The sequence below is a fragment of the Methylobacterium mesophilicum genome, from assembly GCF_036441335.1.
GTDB classification, from domain to species: domain Bacteria; phylum Pseudomonadota; class Alphaproteobacteria; order Rhizobiales; family Beijerinckiaceae; genus Methylobacterium; species Methylobacterium mesophilicum_B.
The window spans coordinates 153,886-175,000 of sequence record NZ_MLBW01000036.1 but is presented as its reverse complement, the minus strand read 5'-3'; the positions used below and the strand labels follow the sequence as shown (position 1 = coordinate 175,000).

Below are 21,115 nucleotides of genomic sequence, written 5' to 3'. Positions count from 1 at the left end.
CGTCCAGGTGTTTCGCTGGCCTGCGCGTTATCCGAATAGCCGGTCGTCACCGGCGCCTGCGCATGCGTCGACCCCGGCGCAGGATCCGCGTTGTCGGCCGTGCCGTGACCCCCGGCACCCTGCGCCTGCGGTGCGGTGTCCTGGAGATGCCCCGGTGCTTCGGCGCCTCGCCCGGGGGCCTCGCGGGCCTGCGCGTGATCGGGCTCGGCGGCCGTCACCTGCGCCTGCGCATGCGTCGACCCCGGCGCAGGATCCACGCTGTCGGCCGTGCCGTGACCGCCTGCAGCCTGTGCCCGCGGTGCCGTATCCTGGAGATGCCCTGGCGCCTCGGCGCTCCGCCCGGGCGCCTCGCCGGTCTGCGTGTGACCGGGATCGGCAGCCGTCGATGGCGGAGCAGTGTCCGCCTCGATGTCCGCGCCATGACTGCCAGCACCCTGCATGTGCGATGCGGTGTCCTGAGGATGACTCGGCGCCGGGGCATCACCTCCGGAACTGTCGTTGGCCTGCACGTCACCGGCATCTGTGCCGTTTGCCCGCCCGTGCGCGCGAGCTGACGGCTGTGCCGGATCCGCGTCGATGCCCGCGCTCTGACCGTGCGCGTCCCGATTGGACGGTCCCGCGGTCTGGACATGCGCCGATGCCTCGGCGCTCCCGCCGGGGCCCTCGTCAGCCGGCGCGGGTCGCGGATCCGCACTGCTGGCCCGGGTCTGGTCGCCGCTCGTCGCAGGAACGACGCGCACGCTGTCTTGTGCGTCGTGACCATTCGGTTCCGGCTGACCAGATCGCGCGTCACCGAGATGTCCCGGCGCCTCGGCGCTCCGGCCGCGGCCCTCGCTAAGCGGTGCCTGGACTCTCTCCGCAGATCCTGGCTGGGTCTGCGCGATCCCCGATGCTTGACCTGAGTTCGCGTTGCCGGCGGCGCCGCGACTGTCCGTCTCCTGGTGCGCGGCTGCCGCCTCCTTGAGATGGCCCGGGGCGTCGGCGCTCCGGCCGAGCCCCTCATCCGTCTGACCACCGCCTTGATCGATCGCGTCCTTCCGGACCTGCGCGATGCCCGCCGATGGACGCAGGTCAGTGAGCGCAGCCGCGACGGAGCTGTCCGCGCCGTGCTGATCCCGTTCGGATGCGCCTGTGCCTACGCTTGGCGCGTCCGCAACGGTGCCCGCGTCGTGCCGTTCCCTCGCGTCTGGAAGGGCACCCGCTCGCAATCCGCTCTCCGGGCTTCCTGAGCGCTCGTCAGGCGTCGAGATCGGTGCGTGTCTCAACTCGGTCGGCGCCACGGGGCCGAGGGCGCTTACCGCGGCTGGCGGAGCTTCGGTCAGCGTGTGCCCACTCGTCGGGATCACGGTCGAAGCCAGCGCAGCCTCACCGGTCGCGCTCGACGATGGGGGCGACTGTTCCCGCGCTGCCGCGTCTCCCGTCGTCGCCGCGCTTCCGTCCGATCCGCCATCCGGAGACGATGATGAGCCCGCCGCGTGGCCTGCACCCGCGTCCGCGCCGCGCACCAGAGGCTGAGAAGCCGGATCCGCGCCTGCGCGAGCCGGCCCTTGAGCAACGGCCGGATCTCTGAAGCCGATGACGCCGAGATCGGCAGCCTCAGGGCGGGAGGAAGCGACCGCGGTCGGTCCGCCCGTTGCGGGACCGGATGCGCCGCTCGACGGGGCTTCGTGAGGACCGGCAATGGGCGGTCCACCCGCCTGGACCGGGTTGACCGCGCCGCCGGTTGCCGTCGACAGGCCGACCTGATCGCCCGGGACGGCAGTGATGCCTCCCGGTGCACCGAAAGATGATCTCGCCTCGGCACCCTGTGCGGGGTGGTCGGCGAAGGCATCCGCGGCGAAGACCATGGCCGAGAATACGATCAGTCCGACCTGCTTACGGTGACCGTCGCGCTCGTCGGGATCGCCAGAGTCGCGCCCCTCTGTCGGCCCGTCCGGATGCGTCGGGCCGGCGTGAGGCGCCCGCGACGCGTGGTCGGCCATTCGCTCCGCATCGTCCGCACGGGCGTCGTCGGGCGACAGACTGAGAGCCGCGGCCGCGACGAGGGCCGCGAGCAGCGCGGCCGGGTGGACCGAGAGCTTCGTCCCGCCGGCGCTCTGCGGGATCGGCAGAAGCTCGGGATAGCGCCGGGCGATCTGGTCGATGAGGGCGCGGAAATCGCTGCCCCGCATCGGGCTGTCCAGGACTTCGGACGCGATGACGTAGCTGCCGTCGATCCTGGCGAAATGCATGATGGCGTCGCCATCCGGCCGGCAGAAGACGAACCAGGGGTCTGCCTCGTCGCTCAGGCCCTGCTCACTGCCGATCTGCAGGCCGGCTCGCAGCAGCGCGGCCTCGACGCGGTAGAATTCCGCGAGTTCCTGCTGCGACCAACCGCCTTGGCACGTCGCCGCGGGTCGGAAAAACGAGATGACCGCGCCCATCGGGACCTCACCTCCGCCCTATGACGGGGCTGCAGGATCTATCGTTCATGGAAACCGCGTCCCAGAGCATCGAAGAACGGCGCGACGAGATAGTCGAGCGCCGTGCGCTCGCCGGCCGAGACGACGACCTCGGCCGGCAGGCCCGCCAGGAGGCGTGGTCGTATGTCGTCCGGGAGGTGCTGGTCGTCGATCTCAACGGTCCCGGCGAAGTAAGCCTGCTTCGTAGCATCGTCGATGAGGCGGTCGCGGGACACCGTCGTCAGCGTCCCGAAGACCGCCGCTGTGCGGCGCGTCTGAAATGCCGGAAACTTCACCTCGGCGCGCATCCCGGCATGAACCGCCTCGAGGTCGTTCGGCGCGAATTGAACGCTGATCACCAGCCGGTCGTTCGTCGGCACGATCTCCATCAGCGGTTCGCCCGAGCGGACCACCTGCCCGATCGTGTAAACCTTCAATCCCTGGACGACACCCTGATGTGAGGCCCGGACCTCGTGCCGACGGAGAACGTCCTGGGCCATGACGAGCTTCTCGCGCAGTTCCGCGATCTTCTGGCGCGTGTCCAATAGTTGCGCGGTCAAGGTCTCTTGCAGCTTCTGCTTGAGTTGCGCGGTCTGCATCCCCGCCTCGTTGATGCCGTTCTGCGCCTTGGCGGTCTCCGCCACGGACCGCCCGATCACGCCTTCCAGGCGCGCGTGCTCGCGCTCCATCATCAGGACACGCGAGAGCGGGATGAGGTTCTTCTCTCGCAGACCGCGCAGGCCCTCCAGTTCCTGCTGGATCAGGGCCACTTGCTGCTCGACTGACGCCTTCTCGACCGCCAGCCCGGAAATCTCGGTCTTCAGCTGCGTGACGCGCGCCTGGATGAGGGCGAGCTGCGCCTGGAACGAGGCGCGTCGCTCCGACAACTGGCTGGCTTGATCGTCGATCATGCCGGCGACGGCTGGCTCAGCGTGGCGCGCCGCGATGTCGGGCGGCAGAAGCAGCTCCTGCGTCTGGCTCTGCTCCGCGCGCAAGCGGGCCTCGAGGATCAGGGCCGCGTCGAGCTGGCCGCGGAGGAGATCGTTGCTGGCCCGCGCTTGCACGGGATCGATGCGAAGCAGGACGTCCCCCGCGCGGACCGCCTGCCCATCCCGGACCATTACCTCCTGAACGATGCCACCTTCGAGGTGCTGCACGACCTTGCGGCTGCCTTCAGCCACCACCACCCCGGGACTGATGACCGCCCGGTCGAGGCGCGCGAACGTGGCCCAGGTGCCCACAACTCCGAAGGTCGCGAAGATGACCGCGTAGCCTGCGACGGCGTACGAGCGCCAGTTCGTCAGGTCGGAGGCCCTGGCCGGCCGTTCCTCATCGGGCAATCGACGCACGAATGACGGGTTCGAGATCGCGTGGCGCGGGACGGTCATCGCTTACCCCGCGCTCCGCTGCCCGTCGGAACCCTGGCGGTTCTGGGACGCCGCGAGGCCGACGGTCGGCACCAGCGTCGGGACCGGCCTCTGGCCGGTGATGTGGGCGAGGACTTGCTCGGGCGTCCCGGAGAGCTGCACGCGGCCCTCGCTCATGAGCAGGATACGGTCGGCCTCCTCCAGCAGGCTCACCTTGTGGGTCACTATTACCACCGTCGCCCCGGACTGCTTCAGGTCCGCGACGGCGCGCATCAGCGCCGCTTCGCCGGGCTGGTCGAGACTCGCGTTCGGCTCGTCGAGAACGATCAGGCTCGGCTCGCCGTAGAGGGCCCGGGCCAGAGCGATGCGCTGCCGCTGGCCGCCGGACAGCCCGTGGCCCCCCCGCCCGATCACCGTGTTGTATCCCTCCGGAAGGGACTGGATCAGCTCGTGGCAGCCCGCCCTTCGGGCAACCTCGATGACGCGTGCGTCGTCCAAGGCGGCGAAGCGCGCGATGTTCTGTGCGACGGTCCCGTCGAAGAGCTCGACGTCCTGGGGCAGGTAACCGACATGCTGCCCGAGCTGGGCCTTGTCCCAGTGGCGCAGGTCCGAACCGTCGATGCGCACCGCGCCTTCCAGCAAGGGCCAGACGCCGGTGAGCGCGCGCACGAGCGTCGATTTGCCGGCGCCACTCGGGCCGATGATCCCGACGATGCTGCCGGGTTCGAGCCGGAAGCTCACGGCCTTGAGGATGGCTCGCGACGCTCCGGGAGCGGCCACCGAGATGGACTCGGCCTCGATGGGGCCGCGCGGCCGCGGCAATACGAGGCGATGCGTCTCCGAGCCAGCGCCGGCGACGAGATCGGCCAAGCGCCGATAGCTCGCCCGGGCCGCCGTGAAGCCCTTCCAGTTCCCGACGACGGCCTCGATCGGAGCCAGCGTGCGGCCGATGATGATGGAGGCGGCGATCATCGACCCGGCCGAGATCTCGCGGTGAATGGCCAGATACGCGCCGATGCCCAGGACCAGGGTTTGCAGCAGCATACGGACGAATTTCGTCGCCGCAACGATCAGGCCGGCCCGATCGCTCGCGCGCGCCTGGAGGCGCAGGACGTCGTCGTGGCGCTGTCCCCAGAGCCCGCGCATGGACGTGACCATGCCCATGGCCTGCAGCACCTCCCCGTTGCGAAAGACCGTGGCGGCACGCTGTCCTGCTTCCCACGACGCCTGGCTGGCGGCGTCGAGCGTCCGCCGTGTCGCGACCTCGTTGAGCAGCGTGAGGCCGAGTATCGTGCCGCCGCCAACGAGCGCCATCCATCCGAACCAGGGATGCAGGATGAAGCAGGCGAGCAGGAAGATCGGTATCCAGGGCAGATCGCAGAATGCCAGCATGCCGCTGCCGGTCAGGAACTCCCGCAGGACGTCCACGTCGCGCAACGCGGTGTCGTGCTGCGCGCCCGGCCGGAGCAGCGTGCCGCGATGGGCGACCTCGAAGATCGGCGTGGCGATCTTCTGATCGAACACCACACCGCCGCGCACCAGCAGGCGGGCGCGCAGCATCTCCAGGATCGCGTAGACCGCCAGGCCGAACGCCGCGATCACCGTGATCCCCGCCAGGGTGGTCTCGCTCCGGCTCGGGATCACGCGGTCGTAGATCTGGAGCATGTACAGCGGGCTGACGAACAGCAGCAGATTGATGAAGAGCCCGAACACGACGGCGGTCGCCAGGATCGGCCGGAGCGAGCGCAGGCCGAGGGTCAATGCCGAGTGCAACGAATGATCGCCCATACTGCTCTCTTCCTGCGATCGATCGGCGCCATGGGCGACTCCCGTCGGCTCAGATCCCCGTGCTGCGTGCGTCCCCGACCGGCGGGTGCACAGATTATCGAGCCTGGAACGTGTGTCTGATTCTCGACATTCACGGGCCGCCAACCGGAGACACGGACCGGCATTGCGGCATTCGGCGCCATTCTTCAAATCGTTCCAGACACGATGATGATAGCGCCGTTCGGAGACCTGCCAAGCATCGGACCTCGCCAGGGGGTGAAGGTCGTCGGCGCGTGTCTGGACAGCGCGGCCCCGCACCAGCTATATGGTCTTTGCTGTATAAGCCCCGCCCGGAGCGGCGTTGTGCGGCAGGAAGGTGAAGCCCCGTGTATGCCCATCAGCAACGCCTGGACTCGGAGGAGGTGCTGGAGCTGCGTCGGGAAGGGGGGCGTTACCTGAAGGAACTGCGCGAGGCACGCGGCCTGTCGCAACGACAGCTCGCCGCTCTCGTCGGTGCGGAATACTACACCTTCATCTCGCAGCTGGAGACCGGGCGCGGACGCATCCCTCCGGACCGGTACCGCGCGTGGGCCGAGGCGCTGGCGATCGAGCCGAGGGCGTTCGTTCGCAACGTGATGCGCTTCTACGACCCGATAACCCACGACATCCTGTTCAACGATCTGGCAGCGAAGACCGGACCCGACGAGGCATAGGTCGTCGACGATCCCAGGTTTCAGGATGGCGTGATCGGGACCGCCCTCGAGACGGATCCCGGCGGGGAGACGGCCGTGGAGGCGGCCTCACGACGTCGAGTGACCCGCACCGTGCATCGGCTGCGGCCCGAGGGACGGTGCGTCGTCAGATGTCGCGTCAGCCGCCGATACGGGCGCGCCGATCGCTGCCATCAGCACTCTCAAGCCCTCGATCCATGTATCCGCTTCGATACGTGAGATGCATCCGGTGCGCCGGAATATTTTTCCCGAATCGAGCTTCACGACAACATCGAACCGACCGTCCGGCCTGTCTGTGATCCAATATTCAACATTCTGCGGCATCGACGCTGCCCAACAGTTCCTCATTCAGCGGGCAACAGCGGCCCCGCGCATCCATCTCGCAGTCTCACGGCGATAACTCTGCTCTTTCGACATCGCTTCTCGTGCATCGCGACTCGATGATCGTCGCTCGTGCTCAGACAACATCACCGTTCAAGCCGCCGCGCGTGAAGATCTTCGCTTCCTGCTCGCATCTTCACACCTCCTCCTCACGGACCGAAGCGAGGCCCAACGCGCAGGCGGCGGAGAACGATCCCCGGGTTGCGGGGTTAGATGTTCACTGTACAGTCAGATTGCCGGTCCTATCTCGATGGCTGGCTGTTCGACGATGCGTGCATTCGGGCGTTCCTGCCGGACGACCCGCTGCGGATGGTCGCTTCGTCCGGCGGGATCCATGGCGGGCGGAGCCCGGGTGTGTGGCGAGCGCTTTGAAAGGACGTGACTTGACGGACGCGTTGGTAGCTGAAGACGGCGGTCCCGGCCGGCCGAGCCGGCAGGACCCGCCGGAACTGGCCATTCTCCCGGCCGGCGTGCGGGATCATCTCGGCCTGCAGCTGCGCGCCGCCTATGAGGCCGTGACACGGGCACAGACGCCGCCGCGTCTGCTGGACCTCGTCGCCCAGCTCGACGCGCTGCTGGAGGGGCCGCGTCGAGACTATGCTACCGCTTTTCGCGATGGCCTGACCGAGACACTCCCTGGCCTGCGCGCCTTCGCCCTCTCGCTCGTCGGAGACGCCTCGCGCGCCGACGACTTGGTTCAGGAGACCGTGCTCCGCGCCTGGGCGCGGCAGGACCTGTTCATACCCGGCTCGAACCTGAAGGCGTGGCTCTGCACCATCCTGCGCAATCAGTTCTACACCGAGTGCCGCAAGCGAAAGCGCGAGATCGAGGATGTGAACGGGGCTGCGGCGGCGCAGCTCACCGCGCCCGCAGCCCAGGAGCACGGGTCCGATCTCCAGATCGTCTGGTCCCACATCGGCAAGCTGCCGGAGCTGCAGCGCGAGGCCCTGTTGCTCGTGGGAGCCCAGGGCCTGACTTACGAGGCGGCCGCGGAGGTGATGGGCTGTCAGACTGGAACCGTGAAGAGCCGGGTGAGCCGCGCCCGCGCCTTGCTCGTCGCGCATCTCGCCTGAGAGCTTCGTGCCGATCTAGCGCGCATCGGCCCGATCCGAGTGCCGCCGGCGCGCGCGACACCGTGGCCCGCTCGCGCGCTCCGCCACCGGGCGCGTCCCTGTCGACGATGGATCGGGATCGGTCTCCCGGCCACGCTCGAGTCGCGATGCCCGACACCTTTCGTCGGGCGGCCCGACCGGTCGGGTAAGTGCGGCGCCCGCGAACCTCGGGCCAGCCTTCGCGGCTCCATCGCGAGCGCCGATCTTCGCGCACAGCCCCCCTCCCCTGTCTCGCGTCGGATCGCACGAGCCGGCCACGGGGCTGCGACCGCGGCGGTCGATGGATCACCGGCGATCGGATGGTCGACACGCGGCGAGTTTCGGGGCCGGCGCGTTCCGGGCCGAACCGTCGATCATCCCGGGAGGCTCGGCGGACGGCCCGCCTCTGCGCGCCGGTCAGGCCACGCGACGAGCGGCGCGACGAGGCCTCACGGTTGCGAAGCCCGTCATCGCGATGGCCGTCACCGAACCTCGGCGGCGGCGCGGAGCAGGTCGCCCTTAACAAAATCGCCCATCCCCGCACGAATCCCGACCGCGGCTGGACTCGATTTGTAGAATCGGTCCACATGAACAGTCACGTTGGCAGAATCGGGCGGGGACCGATGACCGCAGAGGAACGGCTGGCAGAGCTGAAAGCGGCGGATATTCGCCGTCAGTCACGTCGCAGGGAGGCTCTCAAACAGAAGGGCATGACCCAGCAGAACGTGTGGCTCAAGCCGTCGGTCAAGGCCGTCATCGACCAAGCGATCCAGAACGGTCGGTTCAAGAGCCGCACCGAGGCGATCGAGTGGGCGCTCGCGTCTGCCTTCGAGGAGAAGTCGGCATGACGTAACGGGCAAAGCAGAAGGCCCCGAGGCGGGAACCTCGAGGCCTTCGGACCTGACATACCCTGGGATGGGGCGCGACAGGCGATTCGCACCCCCTTTATGCCCCCTCCCCCAGGCCGTCGTCAAGAACACCCTTCGGGGTGAACGGTCCCGCTTTGCCTCTCGAGAGGAGGCAGACGAGGTGGAGACAATCAGTTCCGGTGGCCGGCCGCTCACGCGCGCCGCGCTCGCCGGTCGGAGGCGTGCGCTCGATGACGGGCGGACGATCTCGCGCAGGGAACTCTCGGCAGCCGGTCGGGACGCGGCCAAGGCGCTGCGCCTGCGTCCCGCGCTGCGCTCCATCCTGTCGGCGCTCTGCGCCGTGTGGGGCGAGCAGCAGTGGGAGCGACTAGTGGTGTGGCCCTCGAACGAGCACCTGTGCGGGATGACCGGATTGTCGGAGCGCGCGCTTCGCTACGGTCTGCGCGACCTCGTGGCCCTCGAGGTCATCACACCGCGGGACAGCGCCAACGGCAAGCGCTTCGCCCTCCGTGGACCGGGCGGCGCGATCATCGACGCTTACGGCTTCGACCTGACACCCATCGTCGCCCGGATGGGCGAATGGACGAGCGCGATCCTGGACGCGACCGCCAGGGACGCGCAGCGACGCCGCGCCTTCGATCTCCTGACTGTCCGTCGGCGCGCAGTGGCAGAAGCCCTCGATGCCCTTCTCACTCGGTTCCCGAGGACGGACGCGGCCGACCTGCTCGCCGCGCGGGAGGCTTTGGAGCGCAGCACGCCGAGGAGGCGCTCGCCCAGCGCCGATCCTGAACTCGTCCTGGCAGGCTGGGGAGAACTACAGGTTATGGCGGAGGAACGCTTTTTCCAAGCCGCCTCTGCCGGCAATTCCTGCCGTCACTTAGAACAAAACACCGGATCTCCTACCGATACTTGTGCAAAGGCTCCCGAGACGGAGCCTGGGCCGATCCGTATGCCCGAACCGTCACTCGTCGCGGCTGCTTGCCCGGTCGCGGCTGAATTCGGCGTTAAACTCAGGACGGAAGCGGATGTCATCGAGATCGGCCGCCTGATCCGGGGTGGGATCGGCGCACATCCGTCTGCCTGGAGCGAGGCCTGCGAGACCCTCGGTCCGTTCCGGGCCTCAGTGCTCGTGTTGATCGTCGCGCAGCTCCACGACGACGACGTGCGCCGGGGCGAGGTCCGCATCAAGAACCCTGGCGGGTACTTCAGGCAGCTCGTCCGCCTGTGTTCCGACGGTCGCTACGGACTCGAAGCGGAGCTCATGGCGATGCGTCGGCGGAAGATGACGTGACCTCAGGGTCTCAGATCGATGCGCGGGGTGAGGTGGTCCCGCCGGACAACAGGACCGGCGCATCGCGTCCTGCCGGAGAACGGGATCGCCCCCATCGCGAAGCCCGACAGAGACACCACGCAGAGACGCGAATCCGGCAACCGGATGCTGACCGATGTAGGTAGACCGCGCATCCGCGCGCTCACGCTACGCTTGCGCGACCCTTGAACATGGGAGGCTTGCGGTGAAGGTGTTTCAGATCCGGCACGAGGTGACGGGCGCCATCCTCTGGACGGGCTCGGCCTCGGACCCGCTCGCCGCCCTCGACGCCATGGCGCACGAGGCGGGATACTACGATCATTCCGACATTCCCGACCATCTCCGGGCCGGCGGCCTCGCGATAGAGGAGATCCGGGTCTAGCGCACCGACAATCACCCGAACGGCCGGTCTGACCGGATCCAGACACGTCGGGGTTATCGAGGCGACGGATGGATCGGCTGCCGATAGGGCAATCCCGGTCTCCTCGAGTGGGGACAGGCTGCAGCTGCGCTTGCCCCGCCGTTCCACCAGGAGGCCGAGCGGGCCCCACGGCACGCCAGGCGCAGCCGGTCTCGAGGCGTCATCCGGCCGGATCTGGACTCGCCCGCCGCGGCGGGCAGTCGGGGTGAGACGCAATCGGGGCCGGCTGCGTTACTGCGGCGCCGAAGTGTGGAGATCCAGGATGGCCGACGCCCCGCGACTCGCTGTGATGATTGTCGAGGATAATCCCGTGCAACTCATGGAAGCGGCTGCAGCCCTCCGTGACGTGGGCTACGAGGTCGCGGAGGCTGCCACTGTTCAAGCCGCCCAGGCCCATCTGGCTTCTCGCCCCGAACTTGTGGCCATGGTCGCCGATGTGGACTTGGCCGGCGAGCCCTTGAGTGGCTTCACCCTGGCCAAAGCCGTCGCGGCCCGCTGGCCGGAATTGGCGATCCTGATCGTGTCGGGTGTGGCATGGCCGGCGGAGGAACAGATGCCGATGGGCGCTCGCTACCTGCGCAAGCCGTTCACACCGGAGGGGCTGGCCGATGCATTGCGCGCTGTGCTCGCGGCGCGAGGCATAGGATCCATGCCGGATTGAAGGTGCGCAGCCATTTCCGACGCCGAAACGGCCGGACCGAGCGTACGGCTCCGCGCCCTGCCACTGGCCCGCGAACTCGTGCCTTCGACGACGAAACGCGTCATCCCCCGGCGCCGGCGTCGTCGCCGTCCAGCATCCAGTCCGGTATTCCGGGCAGAAGCTCGCCAGCCACCTCACCGGCAGTCTTGAGGGCCCGTTCCACCTTCGCTTCCGAGTACTCGCCGCGGACCTCGGCGAACAGCTCACGCGCCAGACGGTCGAGTTCCGCGTCCGAGAGCTTCTGGACTGGCTCGTTCGTCATGCGTGCACGCCCCACGAGCTCCGGCCGATCGGACCGCCGACCTGATCGACACGCGACGCGGCCCGCCAGCAGCATGCCCGGGTTCGGTTAGGGGATTGTCGCCGGCCAGGAACCGACGATGTCCCAGGCCGACCCGCCCGACCCTTCAGCGAGGATGATCGCCCTCCGGACTCAGTCCACGCCGCAGGCGAGGAGATCGCGCCTGCGCTGCTCCGAGGTCTCTCTGGCCTCGTCCTGCCAGCTAGCCTCCGGCGGGTCCTGGTCGACCTTCACCGGTCGCTGGCCGGGCAGGTACAGACTGCGGGGATCACCGGCTAATGCACCCGTCGTCTCGGGGTCACGGTCACAGTCTCGCGCGGGCTGGTCGGCCAGGGCGAGCGCGGGTCCCGCGCACACGACGACGGCCACGGTGAACGCGAGCAACTGTCTCATGGGGATCCCGATGGGCCAAGGCCGGCGCATACACCGCGTCGCCGGTAGGGCTGGACGGCTTACTGGCCGTTCGCGATGGCCGCCACACCCGCGCCGGCACGGCAGACATGCGTGACCATCGCCGCCGATTGATCGACGCCCGGGAACCGAAACCGCGTCCTTGACACCGAGCCGCAGCGGTCGAGAGCCCGTCACGCCGGTCGCTGTCGCTCCGCTCGGGCTCGAGCCGACGGTCCGCCGCTCGGAGCCGCAGGAGCGGAAGCCCTCGACCACGAACGGCACAGCGGCGAAGTTCATGCCGGCGGCCACCGCGAACACCACGGTCACCAGACCTCGCAGCGCCACGCTGCCGGCCTGCCGCCCGTCGCAGCCCGGATGGCTCTCGGCGGGTCACACGAAGTGCGTCGGCAGCGCCGCCGTCAGGGCGAACTGCAGCACGGCCAGCGCCAAGCCGGTCAGCATCGACCAAGCCACGATGTGGTCGGTCACGGTCATGCCCTTGGTCATCATCTCGGTGGCCATCGATCGTTCCCTCATCCGTGCAGCCGTGGATCGACTGTCCCGAGGCGGTCATATGGCCAAGCTGGATTGCACCTATATTGCTTCAATCATTGCTTGTGGCTGCGTCAAATCAGGAACAATGCCGGTCTGGGTGGGCGACCCATCGCGCCACTCGCCGTATCCGACAGCCCTCCCTTACGCTGCGACGCAACGGCCAGAGGATGCTGCCGGTTCAGATCTCCGCGTCCGGGCATCCGCCGCGATGCCGAGTCGGGTCGCGATGGGCACTACCGCGGTGATGGGCCCGATGAAGAGCCATGGGTCGAGCTTGGCGTTGCCGTCAGCATGGGCCCGCGCGGCGAGATGGCGGCGCGCCGACCGGTGGCGGGCACGCGCGTCGTCCTGCCGCCGCACCTGTTCCTGATGAACCTCGTCTTCGCACCGAGTATGAACTGTGATCTGGTCCGGAATCGGGACACGCGGACCGACCAAGGCTTGCGGATAGATTGATTCCATCTATACTCCAGAGTATTCACGACGTAGATTTTTGGACAGCCTCTGACCATTGCGCCTCCGTGGCGGGGGCGCCTCCCGAGATCGCCGGCGCGGGAAACACCGCTCGGACTTGTCCGCCACCTTGCGCGCCGCGGCGAGGCTCCGTTCCTCGGCCGTCCAGATCCCGATCGGACGCGGCTTCGACACCGCCCAGCCCTGCTCGGGCGCCTTCGGTACTTCGGGCCCGACGGCTCTCGTTCCGGCTGATCCGCTCAATCCGCTCAATCCGCGCGGTCCAGAGCCGGGCGGTCCGCGATTCGGGCTTTCGAACTACCTCACGCAGGGCTGTCGCCTATGTCACCTGACCGGGAGCCGCTGTCGGACTGCCTTTCATCGTGGAGGACGCAACGATGCCGCCGAAGCTGACCAAGACCATCATCGGAGCCGTTATCGCCGTCGCGCTCGCCGCTGCAGTCTCCTACGGGGTCATCAGCCAGCAAACCGCCGACAAGATCCAGACACAGACGAACCAGACCCTGCAGAACGATCAGGCCCCGGCGCGCACCGGTCAGCAACCGCCGCCGCCGCCTCAGAACTCGATCCCGCAGGCACCCGCACAACCGGGCGCGTCTCCGCAGAACCCGGCGCCGGTGCCGCGTCAATGAGAGGGTCGACGCGCGTGGATGGCGGACGACAGCGACACCGGGCACGGCGATCCTGACCCGGCTCGCGCGCAGCCGCATCGCGGTCGACGGCATGGGCCCCTCTGGCGACGCGCAACTGCGGCCGCTCGACGACACCGTGGGGCCGACGAGAGAGAAGGCTCGAGAGACAGAAGGAGCGTCGCGGAGGTACCTTTGGCAAACCGATTTGCCACGCTGCTGCTCGCAGCGTCCGTCTCTGTTCTGTCCAACCTGCCGGCGCGATCTCAACGCGCGCCCGTCAACAACTGGGCCGAATTCCGCGCGGCGGTGGCCGCTTGCTGGACTGTGCCGCCCGGCACGGAGGGATCTTTGATCGCCTACCGGTTCGGACTCGACAAGACGGGTGCCATCCGGGGCAAGCCGCTCACCACGGCACGGCACCTGGTCGGCGACCAAGACGCGCGCCGTCGCTACGAGGAGGCGGCATCCGCTGTGCTGTCACACTGCTTCCCGCTCGAGGTGACACCCGCGTTCGGCGCGATACTGGGCGAGAGCCCGATCTATCTACGGTTGGTCAACACGAAACCGACGGCGGCCTACCAGATCAACAGCAACGTGACGATCTTCGCTCCCCACTAGCTGCATCGTCCACGTGCCGAGATCCGGCGGCCCTTGGATTGGGGCAGTCTGCGACGCGGCGACCATCTGCTCCGGGTTGCGCGTCCGGGCGGCGCTGCACGAGTCGGCTGCCGCCGGTCTTCGAGCGCTTCTTCGAATTCGGCATCACTCATTTAGATGATGCCACCGTACCTTTTGGACTGGTATTGGCCCTAATCAAATGAGAGCCGCTTCCAGGGACGGGGCATCGTTGTGCTAGAAGCGCTTATCGACTGCATTTACGAGGCCGCGGGCACGCCCAAGTTGTGGGAGGGCGTTGTTCAAGGGCTCAGCACCCACGCTGACGCGGATCGCGGTGTCCTCACCGTGCTGTCCCCGGGCGGTCCGGCGCGCTGGATCGCTTCACCCGCGCCGAAGGACCGATCTGCCGACAGTATCGATCCGTTCGCCCACACACATACCGGGCGCGACACGCAGTGGCCCTCGCTGGCGTCCAGTAAATTCGTCCCCGACATCGAGAGGGTATTGACTGGCCGCAGCGGTGAGCCGTACGGCGACGGTGAGCGGCCCTGGCAAATCGGCACGGCCATTCAACTCCCCACCGGGGATCTCGCGGTCCTGACCCTCGAACGCCGGGCGGAGCGGGGCCGCTTCGCCACCTCCATCCTGTCCAACCTCGACACCCTGCGGCCGCATCTGGTTCGCGCCTGCCATCTGAGCGCTCAGTTCGGTTGCGAGCGGGCGCGCGTCACGACGACCGCGCTGGATCGTGTCGGACTCCCGGCCGCTGTCATGACCAGCTCTGGCCGAATCCTCGCGATCAACGATCGTCTCCACGGCAGACAGCAAACACTGTCGCTCGGCCAGAACATCGAGCTTCTGTTCAGAAAATTCGCTAATGGCAAAGCGCTCTGCGAAGCGTTCAAAGGCGTTTCGGATGGAAGCCGCGCTTCGATCTCCGTGCCGGTCCGGACATGTGCAGACCACCGCCAATTCATCGTTTACATCTGTCGAATGGAGAGAAACAGGAGCGATATTTTCGACGCGTCCGCGATGCAATGCGTTCTGAATCGCGTCGGGGCACGGCCCGCGCCCGATAATGATCTTCTGCATCTCCTCTATGATCTCACGCCCGCAGAGGCGCGGCTCCTGCGGGCTCTCGCGAGCGGTCTGCGATTACAATTCTATGCTGAAAGCATCGGTGTTCAGGCCAGCACCGCGCGTAGCCAGCTCAAATCCATCTTTCACAAGACGGGTACGACCCGACAGGCGGAGCTGCTGAGCCTCATCGCGTCGATATCGGCGTTCAATGGAGGAGCGACGAACAGCCGCGAGACGGCACGTGTCGCCCCGGCGCACTGCACTCAGATCTTGTGATCGAGGAATGCCATCAGGGAGGCCGCGGTCGGGAAGCTGTTGAATGCGCCGAGCTGGAGGGTGGTGAGTGCGCCGCACGCCGCGGCGCTTCGAAGGGCCGCACGGAGGGACTTGCCGGCCAGGAGGCTGGCGACGAACCCTGCCGCGAAGGCGTCGCCCGCACCGACTGTATCGACGGCCGCCACTTCGAAAGCCGCTTGATGATACGGCGGCGTCTGAGCGTGAAATGCCGCAGCGCCGCGGTCGCCTAGCGTGACGATGATCAGTTCCAGCCCGCCACCGAGGAGACGCTCGATCGCGGGTGGAGGGCGCACAGCATCCAGGTCGAAGCTGCGCATATCGATACCGAGTTCCGCGGCCTCCACCGCGTTGACGACCAGGATCGACGTGTTGGAAAGAATCGATGGACTGATGCGGCGAAAGGGCGACGGATTGAGAAGCGTTCGTATCCCGCTCCGCCGTGCGAGTGCGAAGGCCGCATCGATCGGGTCGTCCGGTGACTCGAAGGTCGCCGCCACCAGATCCGACCGCTGCAAGCGCGGAGCGAGGCCGTGAATATCGGCGGCCGCGAGCGCGCGGTTCGCGCCCAGACTCACGGCGAGACAATTCTCGCCGGAAGAGTCGATGAAAGCGACGCCTGCACCGGTTGAGCCCGCGCGGCGCAGCAACATCTCCGATGAAAATCCGTGATTCGAGAAAGTCGAGGATATCACGGAGGCAAACATGTCCTCTCCGACGCAGAAGATGCCGTCCACCCCGACCCCGAGCCGGCTCAACGCGAGCGCGAGGTTGAAGCCCTTTCCACCGGGCTCCGCCAAGAAGGCTGACGCGCTCAGAGACTCGCCTGCGAGCGGCAACTGCGCGACCTTCACCGAGCAGGCAACCACGACGCTGCCGACGACGAAAACCTGCATGTGGCGCTCGGGTCTGGATTCGCGTCGGTTATAATACGCGGCGCGGCGAGAAGTGCGATTCGGAAATCCGATGACAGACGGCGAAGCGGGACGACGATCCGCGACCAGCGAGCGCCCCTCCGTGCTGAGCTTGGTACGGTTGCGTGATGACACCGCCAAGCCTCTCTATCGGCAGATCGAGGAGCAGCTGCGGGATTTGATCGTGTCGGGCTCGTTGCCGCCCGGCGTTATCCTGCCGGCCGAGCGCCAGCTGGCCGACAGCCTCGGCGTGAGCCGCGTCACGGTCCAGCGCGCCTATGCTGAACTGCGTCACGACGAACTTCTCGTCCCGCGCGGGCGTCTCGGCTTCCTCGTTCGACGTCAGCCAGAGCCCGTCCGCCCCGGGATGGATCGTCTCAAGGGTTTCACGGAGGAAATGCGCGAACTGGGCAAGATTCCCTCCTCCCGGATCTTGGAGAGGATCATCACCGAGGATCGCTCGATCGCCTCGATCTTCGGTCTACCCTCCACATCGCCGTTTCTGAGACTGACGCGCGTCCGATTTGGCGACGATGTACCGATGTCTCGCGAAATCGCTTGGTACAACGTCCGGGCTGTCCCGGAACTCGAGCACGGGGATTTGACCGGGTCCGTGTACGGGTTTCTGGCGCAGCACGAGGGGGGGCGCCTCGTGCGATGCGAGCAGACGGTCGAGGCGACACTGCCCACATCGGCAGAATGCGAGATCTTCGATTTCGATACGCCGATCCCGTGCTTGCTCATCAAGCGCCACAGCTACAATCGACGCTCGACAATGATCGAATATGTGGAGGGTCTGTTTCGCGGGGATGCGTACCGATACCGGTTGAGCTTGAGCATCTGAGGTTTCGCGCCGCGAGAGTCCCGGACAGGCGTCAGGGGCCCGGCATCCTCGGCGATCGGCGCCGGCCGCTCGCCGCGTCCGGGCGCGCTGGCGCTCAACGCCGTATCCACTCTTCGGCATCTCGGTCGCCGTCCCCCGGTGCCTCGATCGCAGGGACGCGCCGGACGACGACTGCGCCCGTCGGCGGGTCCCGGGCTGGCTTCTGCTCCGGGCTAGAGGCGGTCCGGTTCACGATGCCTTCCTCACGCGTCCGGGATCCACGTGCCGTGGAAGCCCTGAGGCACCCGCCGCGGCAGGCGCACCCGTGCCAGGGGCTCGGCCCGCATGTCCGATGCCTCCAGGATCACGAGGTCGCTCGCCCCACGAACCCGGTCGTACACGAAGCCCATCAACCAGCCCTCGCCGGAGCCGCCGGGCACGTGCGCGAACTCGCTCGGGATGCCGCCGGCAAAGACGTGCGTCGTCTCCCGGCCGCGCGCCAGATCGTAGCGCACCACAGCGCCATCGCCGGGCGCGTCCCGGTCCAGCCCGGCGCCGGTCTGCACCGCGTACAGGACCCCGTGCGCCAGCCCCGTGCGCCGCTCGTCGATCCGCGGGAACTCGATCGCGCGGTCGTCCAGGTCCGTCTCCTGCGCCCGGTCCGCCCCCGGACCGATGCGCCAGCGCCGGAGCCGGGCGGCCTCGAACTGCGCGGCGGACGGGCCGCCGCGCCACAATTCGGGGTACCACGCCACATCCAGGACCAGCGTCCCGTCCGCCTCCTCGTAGGCGTTGCCGACGTGGAAGACGTAGCCCGGCGCGACGGCCATCCAGCGCAGGGCCTCGGCGCCGGCGCCGCGCGGCAGCACCCCGAGTCGGGGGGCGTGCGCCTCGCTCCAGGCAAACGGCATCGTGCCGCGCCGCGCGAGATCCAAGTCGAACACCACGGGCAGGTCCATGAACACGACGTGCCCGCGCGTCAGGGCGAAGTCGTGCATCATCACGGGCGCGGGCAGCGGCAGGGGCGCGCTGTGCACCAGCGCGCCCGCGGCGTCGGCGACGTGGTAGGTCAGATGGGGCGGCATCGGGCTGTAGCCGAAGAAGTGCAGCTCGCCTGTCTCGGGACAGATCTTCGGATGGGCGGTGCACGGTGTCGTCAGGCGTCCGCCGAAATCCTCGTAGCCGAGGGTCTGGAGCTCGGGCCCGATCCGCATCGGCAGCGCGTTCTCGACGAGCGCGAAGATGCGCCCGGCATGGGCCACGACGCTGGTATTGGCGACGCTCCCGCGCAGATCGCGCGGATCGCCGGAGGCGCGGCCCTCGAAGCGCGGCGTGCGCACCCACCGATTGCGATACCATTCGGCACGGCCGTCGCGCAGCGCGACGCCGTGGATCATGCCGTCGCCGAGGAACCAGTGGCCGGCATGACCGTCCCGCGGGTTGGCACCGTTGCGGGCGTAGAGGCCGGAGAGTTCGGGCGGCACCGCGCCTTCGACCGCGAGGGCGAAGCCGGTGACCTCCTCATGCACGGGCGCGAAGTTGCCGTCGAGCCAGTAGGGTGTCGCCGCGATGTCCGGCATCGACGCCTCCCCTCAATCCGATCATAGCCGCGCCTCCGAATCGCGGCGCGTGCCTGGGCGGCCGTCCGTCGCGCCACCGCGCCGCGAGCCGCCTGCGCCGAGATATGGATCCGGTCCGCCTGTCCGTCGAGAATCGGATCGAGCGGTTCCGGCGGGAGAGGGCCGCGCCCGCCGCCACGCCGCCGACGTGGCCGACACGGCACGGTGCCCGAGCAGCCCCGCCGCGGCGCCCCTCGGAACCGGCTGACAGGCTGTTCGAAATCGCAACGCCGTCGCAGGCATCGAGCTCGACGGGCCGTTCCATCTGTGGTTGCTGACGCTGCCGGCCTTCGAAACGAGCCGCGGGGGAGGGGACCATGCGGACCGGATGGGTTCTGGCCGGCGCGCTCGGGTGCGCGCTCGGCGCCACGCCGGCCCAGGCGCGCATCACCCAGATCGAGATCGTCACCGTCGAGCCGTTCGCCGACGGCGCGGAATTCGGATCTGCCGGCGCGTACGAGCGGGTCATCGGAACCGCCCGCGGCGAGCTCGATCCGGCGGATCCGGCCAATGCCGGCATCGTCGACATCGCGCTGGCGCCGCGCAACGCGCGCGGCATGGTCGAGTACAGGACCGACCTGTTCATCCTGCGCCCGAAGGATCCCGCGCGCGGCAGCGGGACGCTGCTGTTCGAGGTGCTGAACCGCGGCCGCAAGTTCCTCTTCAACTGGGTGCTGGACGCGCCGGCCCAAGGGGCCCAGGCCGTCAACGATCCGCGCAGCGCCGTCGACGCCGGCACCGGCCTCGTCCTGCGCCGCGGCGACACGATCGTCTGGTCGGGCTGGGAGGCGGACGCGCTGCGCCAGCAGGGCGGCATGGCCATCGACGTGCCGGTCGCCTCCAGGAACGGCAAGCCGATCGTGGAGACCGTGCGCGACGAACTCGTGAGCGCGACGCGCGGGTCGCCGGAGGCGCCCTTCTATCTCACCTTCAAGGCGGCCAGCCAGGACAAGGCCGGAACGCGGCTGACCGTGCGCCGCCGGGAGACCGACCCGCCTCGGCCGGTTCCGGAGGAGGCGTGGCACTACGCGACGCCGCGGCAACTCGAGCTCCTGCCCAAAGGCACGAAGCCGCTACCGGGCTCGATCTACCAGTTCACCTACCGCGCCACCGAGCCGAAGGTGCTCGGCATCGGCTTCGCCGCGACGCGCGACGTGGTCGCCTACCTGCGCGGCGATGCCGCCGGCGGCGCCAACCCGGCGGGCGGGGCGATCCGGCACGCGGTCGCCCTCGGCATCTCGCAGAGCGGGCGGTACCTGCGCGACTTCATCGCCCAGGGTTTCAATCGCGACGAGGCCGGGCGCCGGGTCTTCGACGGCGTGCTGTCGCACATCGCGGGGATCGGCGGCGTCTTCCTGAACGCGCGCTTCGGCCAACCGTCCCGCACCAACACGCAGCACGAGGACCATCTCTATCCGGAGAATGCCTTCCCGTTCTCCGCGGCGGCTCAGCACGACCCGGTGACGGGACGGACCGGCGCGCTGCTGCGCGGCGACGGCTTCGACCCGTTGCTGATCGAGGTGAACACCGGCACCGAGTACTGGCAGAAGGGGGCCTCGCTGCTGGCGACGGATCCACTGGGCCGCAGCGACATAGCCTTGCCGGACACGACACGCGTCTACTTGGTCTCGAGCGGCTTCCATTACGGGCGCGCCGGGCTGACCTCGAGCAGAGGCCCCTGCGCGAACATGCGCAGCACCCTCAATCCGGCGCCGGCCCTCCGGGCGCTTCTCGTCGCACTTGAGGACTGGGTGACGGTCGGGGCGATTCCGCCCGACAGCCGGATCCCGCGCCTGTCCGACGGCACGCTGGTGAAGCCGGCCGAGGCCGGCTATCCCTTCATCGTCGGTGTGCCGGTCCCGACCGCCCCGAACACGATCGCGCGCTTCAGCACCTACGTCGATCCCAAGCCCGAGAGCGGGCCGCAGTACCGGCCGCTCGTGCCCCGCGTCGACGCGGACGGCAACGACGTGGCCGGTATTCGCCTGCCGGCCGTCGCCGCACCGCGCGCGACCTTCACGGGCTGGAATCTCTACGCCGATCCCTTCCCGGCGGGTGCCCTCTGCGACCGGGAGGGGAGCCAGCTTCCGTTCGCCCGCACCCGGGCCGAGCGGGAGGCCAGCGGGGATCCGCGGCCCTCGTTGGAGGAGCGCTACCCGGATGCGGATGCCTACCTGGCCGCGGTGACCAAGTCCGTCGACGCTCTGGTCCGGGATCGCCTGCTCCTGCGCGAGGACGGCGACCGCCTCGTCCAGGCGGCGCGGCAGGAGGCTGCGCGATAGCCATTCCGGACGCCGCGCGCCGACGGTGTAGACATGCGTCGGGCGGACCGTCT

At 68.4% G+C, this 21,115-nt stretch carries 19 protein-coding genes (1 of these 19 cut by a window edge); 11 read left to right on the top strand and 8 right to left on the bottom strand.

Annotated elements, in window-relative coordinates:
• The 3 genes in view from MMR14E_RS28195 to MMR14E_RS28185 are tightly spaced (at most 38 nt apart) and all read right to left on the bottom strand, a layout consistent with a single transcriptional unit that may run on beyond the window.
• Nucleotides 1–2,423, bottom strand: the 5' portion of a protein-coding gene (locus MMR14E_RS28195; RefSeq protein ID WP_331318902.1) for a hypothetical protein. The gene continues 508 nt to the left of window position 1, outside the view; the window shows 2,423 of its 2,931 coding nt (coding positions 1–2,423); it begins with the start codon at nucleotides 2,421–2,423; its stop codon lies off the left edge, out of view.
• Between the two features lie 38 nt (nucleotides 2,424–2,461).
• The gene (locus MMR14E_RS28190; RefSeq protein WP_331318901.1) at nucleotides 2,462–3,829 is read right to left on the bottom strand and encodes an HlyD family type I secretion periplasmic adaptor subunit; all 1,368 of its coding nucleotides are present in this window, start codon (nucleotides 3,827–3,829) and stop codon (nucleotides 2,462–2,464) included.
• A gap of 3 nt (nucleotides 3,830–3,832) precedes the next feature.
• Nucleotides 3,833–5,596: a type I secretion system permease/ATPase gene (locus tag MMR14E_RS28185; protein WP_331318962.1), complete on the bottom strand. Its 1,764-nt coding sequence runs from the start codon at nucleotides 5,594–5,596 to the stop codon at nucleotides 3,833–3,835.
• A gap of 365 nt (nucleotides 5,597–5,961) precedes the next feature.
• On the opposite strand from MMR14E_RS28185, the gene MMR14E_RS28180 reads away from it, so the two are divergent.
• The 6 genes from MMR14E_RS28180 (at nucleotide 5,962) to MMR14E_RS28155 (ending at nucleotide 11,038) form a co-directional block, all read left to right on the top strand.
• A complete protein-coding gene (locus MMR14E_RS28180; RefSeq protein ID WP_331318900.1) occupies nucleotides 5,962–6,288 on the top strand; it encodes a helix-turn-helix transcriptional regulator in 327 nt (108 codons plus the stop codon).
• A gap of 755 nt (nucleotides 6,289–7,043) precedes the next feature.
• On the top strand, nucleotides 7,044–7,760 hold the full coding sequence (locus MMR14E_RS28175) for a sigma-70 family RNA polymerase sigma factor (protein ID WP_419539456.1): 717 nt from the start codon (nucleotides 7,044–7,046) through the stop codon (nucleotides 7,758–7,760).
• 641 nt (nucleotides 7,761–8,401) lie between these two features.
• The gene (locus MMR14E_RS28170; RefSeq protein ID WP_331318898.1) at nucleotides 8,402–8,626 is read left to right on the top strand and encodes a hypothetical protein; all 225 of its coding nucleotides are present in this window, start codon (nucleotides 8,402–8,404) and stop codon (nucleotides 8,624–8,626) included.
• Nucleotides 8,627–8,807: 181 nt separating this feature from the next.
• Nucleotides 8,808–9,938: a replication initiation protein RepC gene (gene repC, locus MMR14E_RS28165; protein ID WP_331318896.1), complete on the top strand. Its 1,131-nt coding sequence runs from the start codon at nucleotides 8,808–8,810 to the stop codon at nucleotides 9,936–9,938.
• 223 nt (nucleotides 9,939–10,161) lie between these two features.
• Nucleotides 10,162–10,338: a hypothetical protein gene (locus MMR14E_RS28160; RefSeq protein WP_331318894.1), complete on the top strand. Its 177-nt coding sequence runs from the start codon at nucleotides 10,162–10,164 to the stop codon at nucleotides 10,336–10,338.
• Between the two features lie 301 nt (nucleotides 10,339–10,639).
• Nucleotides 10,640–11,038, top strand: a complete 399-nt coding sequence (locus tag MMR14E_RS28155) for a response regulator (protein ID WP_331318892.1) — start codon at nucleotides 10,640–10,642, stop codon at nucleotides 11,036–11,038.
• Nucleotides 11,039–11,138: 100 nt separating this feature from the next.
• On the opposite strand, the gene MMR14E_RS28150 is transcribed toward MMR14E_RS28155, so the two are convergent.
• The 3 genes from MMR14E_RS28150 to MMR14E_RS28140 form a co-directional block, all read right to left on the bottom strand.
• Nucleotides 11,139–11,339: a hypothetical protein gene (locus tag MMR14E_RS28150; RefSeq protein ID WP_331318890.1), complete on the bottom strand. Its 201-nt coding sequence runs from the start codon at nucleotides 11,337–11,339 to the stop codon at nucleotides 11,139–11,141.
• 171 nt (nucleotides 11,340–11,510) lie between these two features.
• On the bottom strand, nucleotides 11,511–11,771 hold the full coding sequence (locus MMR14E_RS28145; protein WP_331318889.1) for a hypothetical protein: 261 nt from the start codon (nucleotides 11,769–11,771) through the stop codon (nucleotides 11,511–11,513).
• A gap of 390 nt (nucleotides 11,772–12,161) precedes the next feature.
• Nucleotides 12,162–12,293, bottom strand: coding sequence for a hypothetical protein (locus MMR14E_RS28140; RefSeq protein WP_331318887.1), 132 nt, complete (start codon nucleotides 12,291–12,293; stop codon nucleotides 12,162–12,164).
• Nucleotides 12,294–13,177: 884 nt separating this feature from the next.
• Here MMR14E_RS28140 and MMR14E_RS28135 point away from each other — a divergent pair.
• The 3 genes from MMR14E_RS28135 (at nucleotide 13,178) to MMR14E_RS28125 (ending at nucleotide 15,406) form a co-directional block, all read left to right on the top strand.
• Complete coding sequence (locus MMR14E_RS28135) at nucleotides 13,178–13,432, top strand: hypothetical protein (protein WP_331318885.1); 255 nt, start codon at nucleotides 13,178–13,180, stop codon at nucleotides 13,430–13,432.
• Between the two features lie 192 nt (nucleotides 13,433–13,624).
• Complete coding sequence (locus MMR14E_RS28130) at nucleotides 13,625–14,050, top strand: hypothetical protein (protein WP_331318884.1); 426 nt, start codon at nucleotides 13,625–13,627, stop codon at nucleotides 14,048–14,050.
• 231 nt (nucleotides 14,051–14,281) lie between these two features.
• Nucleotides 14,282–15,406: a hypothetical protein gene (locus tag MMR14E_RS28125; RefSeq protein WP_331318882.1), complete on the top strand. Its 1,125-nt coding sequence runs from the start codon at nucleotides 14,282–14,284 to the stop codon at nucleotides 15,404–15,406.
• Here the strand turns inward: MMR14E_RS28125 and MMR14E_RS28120 are convergent.
• Nucleotides 15,394–16,320, bottom strand: a complete 927-nt coding sequence (locus MMR14E_RS28120; RefSeq protein ID WP_331318881.1) for a PfkB family carbohydrate kinase — start codon at nucleotides 16,318–16,320, stop codon at nucleotides 15,394–15,396. The genes MMR14E_RS28125 and MMR14E_RS28120 overlap by 13 nt on opposite strands.
• 70 nt (nucleotides 16,321–16,390) lie before the next feature.
• Here MMR14E_RS28120 and MMR14E_RS28115 point away from each other — a divergent pair, with 70 nt between their 5' ends.
• Nucleotides 16,391–17,182, top strand: a complete 792-nt coding sequence (locus MMR14E_RS28115; protein ID WP_331318880.1) for a GntR family transcriptional regulator — start codon at nucleotides 16,391–16,393, stop codon at nucleotides 17,180–17,182.
• 242 nt (nucleotides 17,183–17,424) lie between these two features.
• Here the strand turns inward: MMR14E_RS28115 and MMR14E_RS28110 are convergent, their stop codons facing one another.
• Nucleotides 17,425–18,741 carry a carotenoid oxygenase family protein gene (locus MMR14E_RS28110; protein ID WP_331318879.1) on the bottom strand — a complete coding sequence of 439 codons (1,317 nt, stop codon included), beginning with the start codon at nucleotides 18,739–18,741 and terminating at the stop codon, nucleotides 17,425–17,427.
• Nucleotides 18,742–19,097: 356 nt separating this feature from the next.
• On the opposite strand from MMR14E_RS28110, the gene MMR14E_RS28105 reads away from it, so the two are divergent.
• On the top strand, nucleotides 19,098–21,062 hold the full coding sequence (locus MMR14E_RS28105) for an alpha/beta hydrolase domain-containing protein (protein WP_331318878.1): 1,965 nt from the start codon (nucleotides 19,098–19,100) through the stop codon (nucleotides 21,060–21,062).
• The last annotated feature ends 53 nt before the right edge of the window (nucleotides 21,063–21,115 follow it).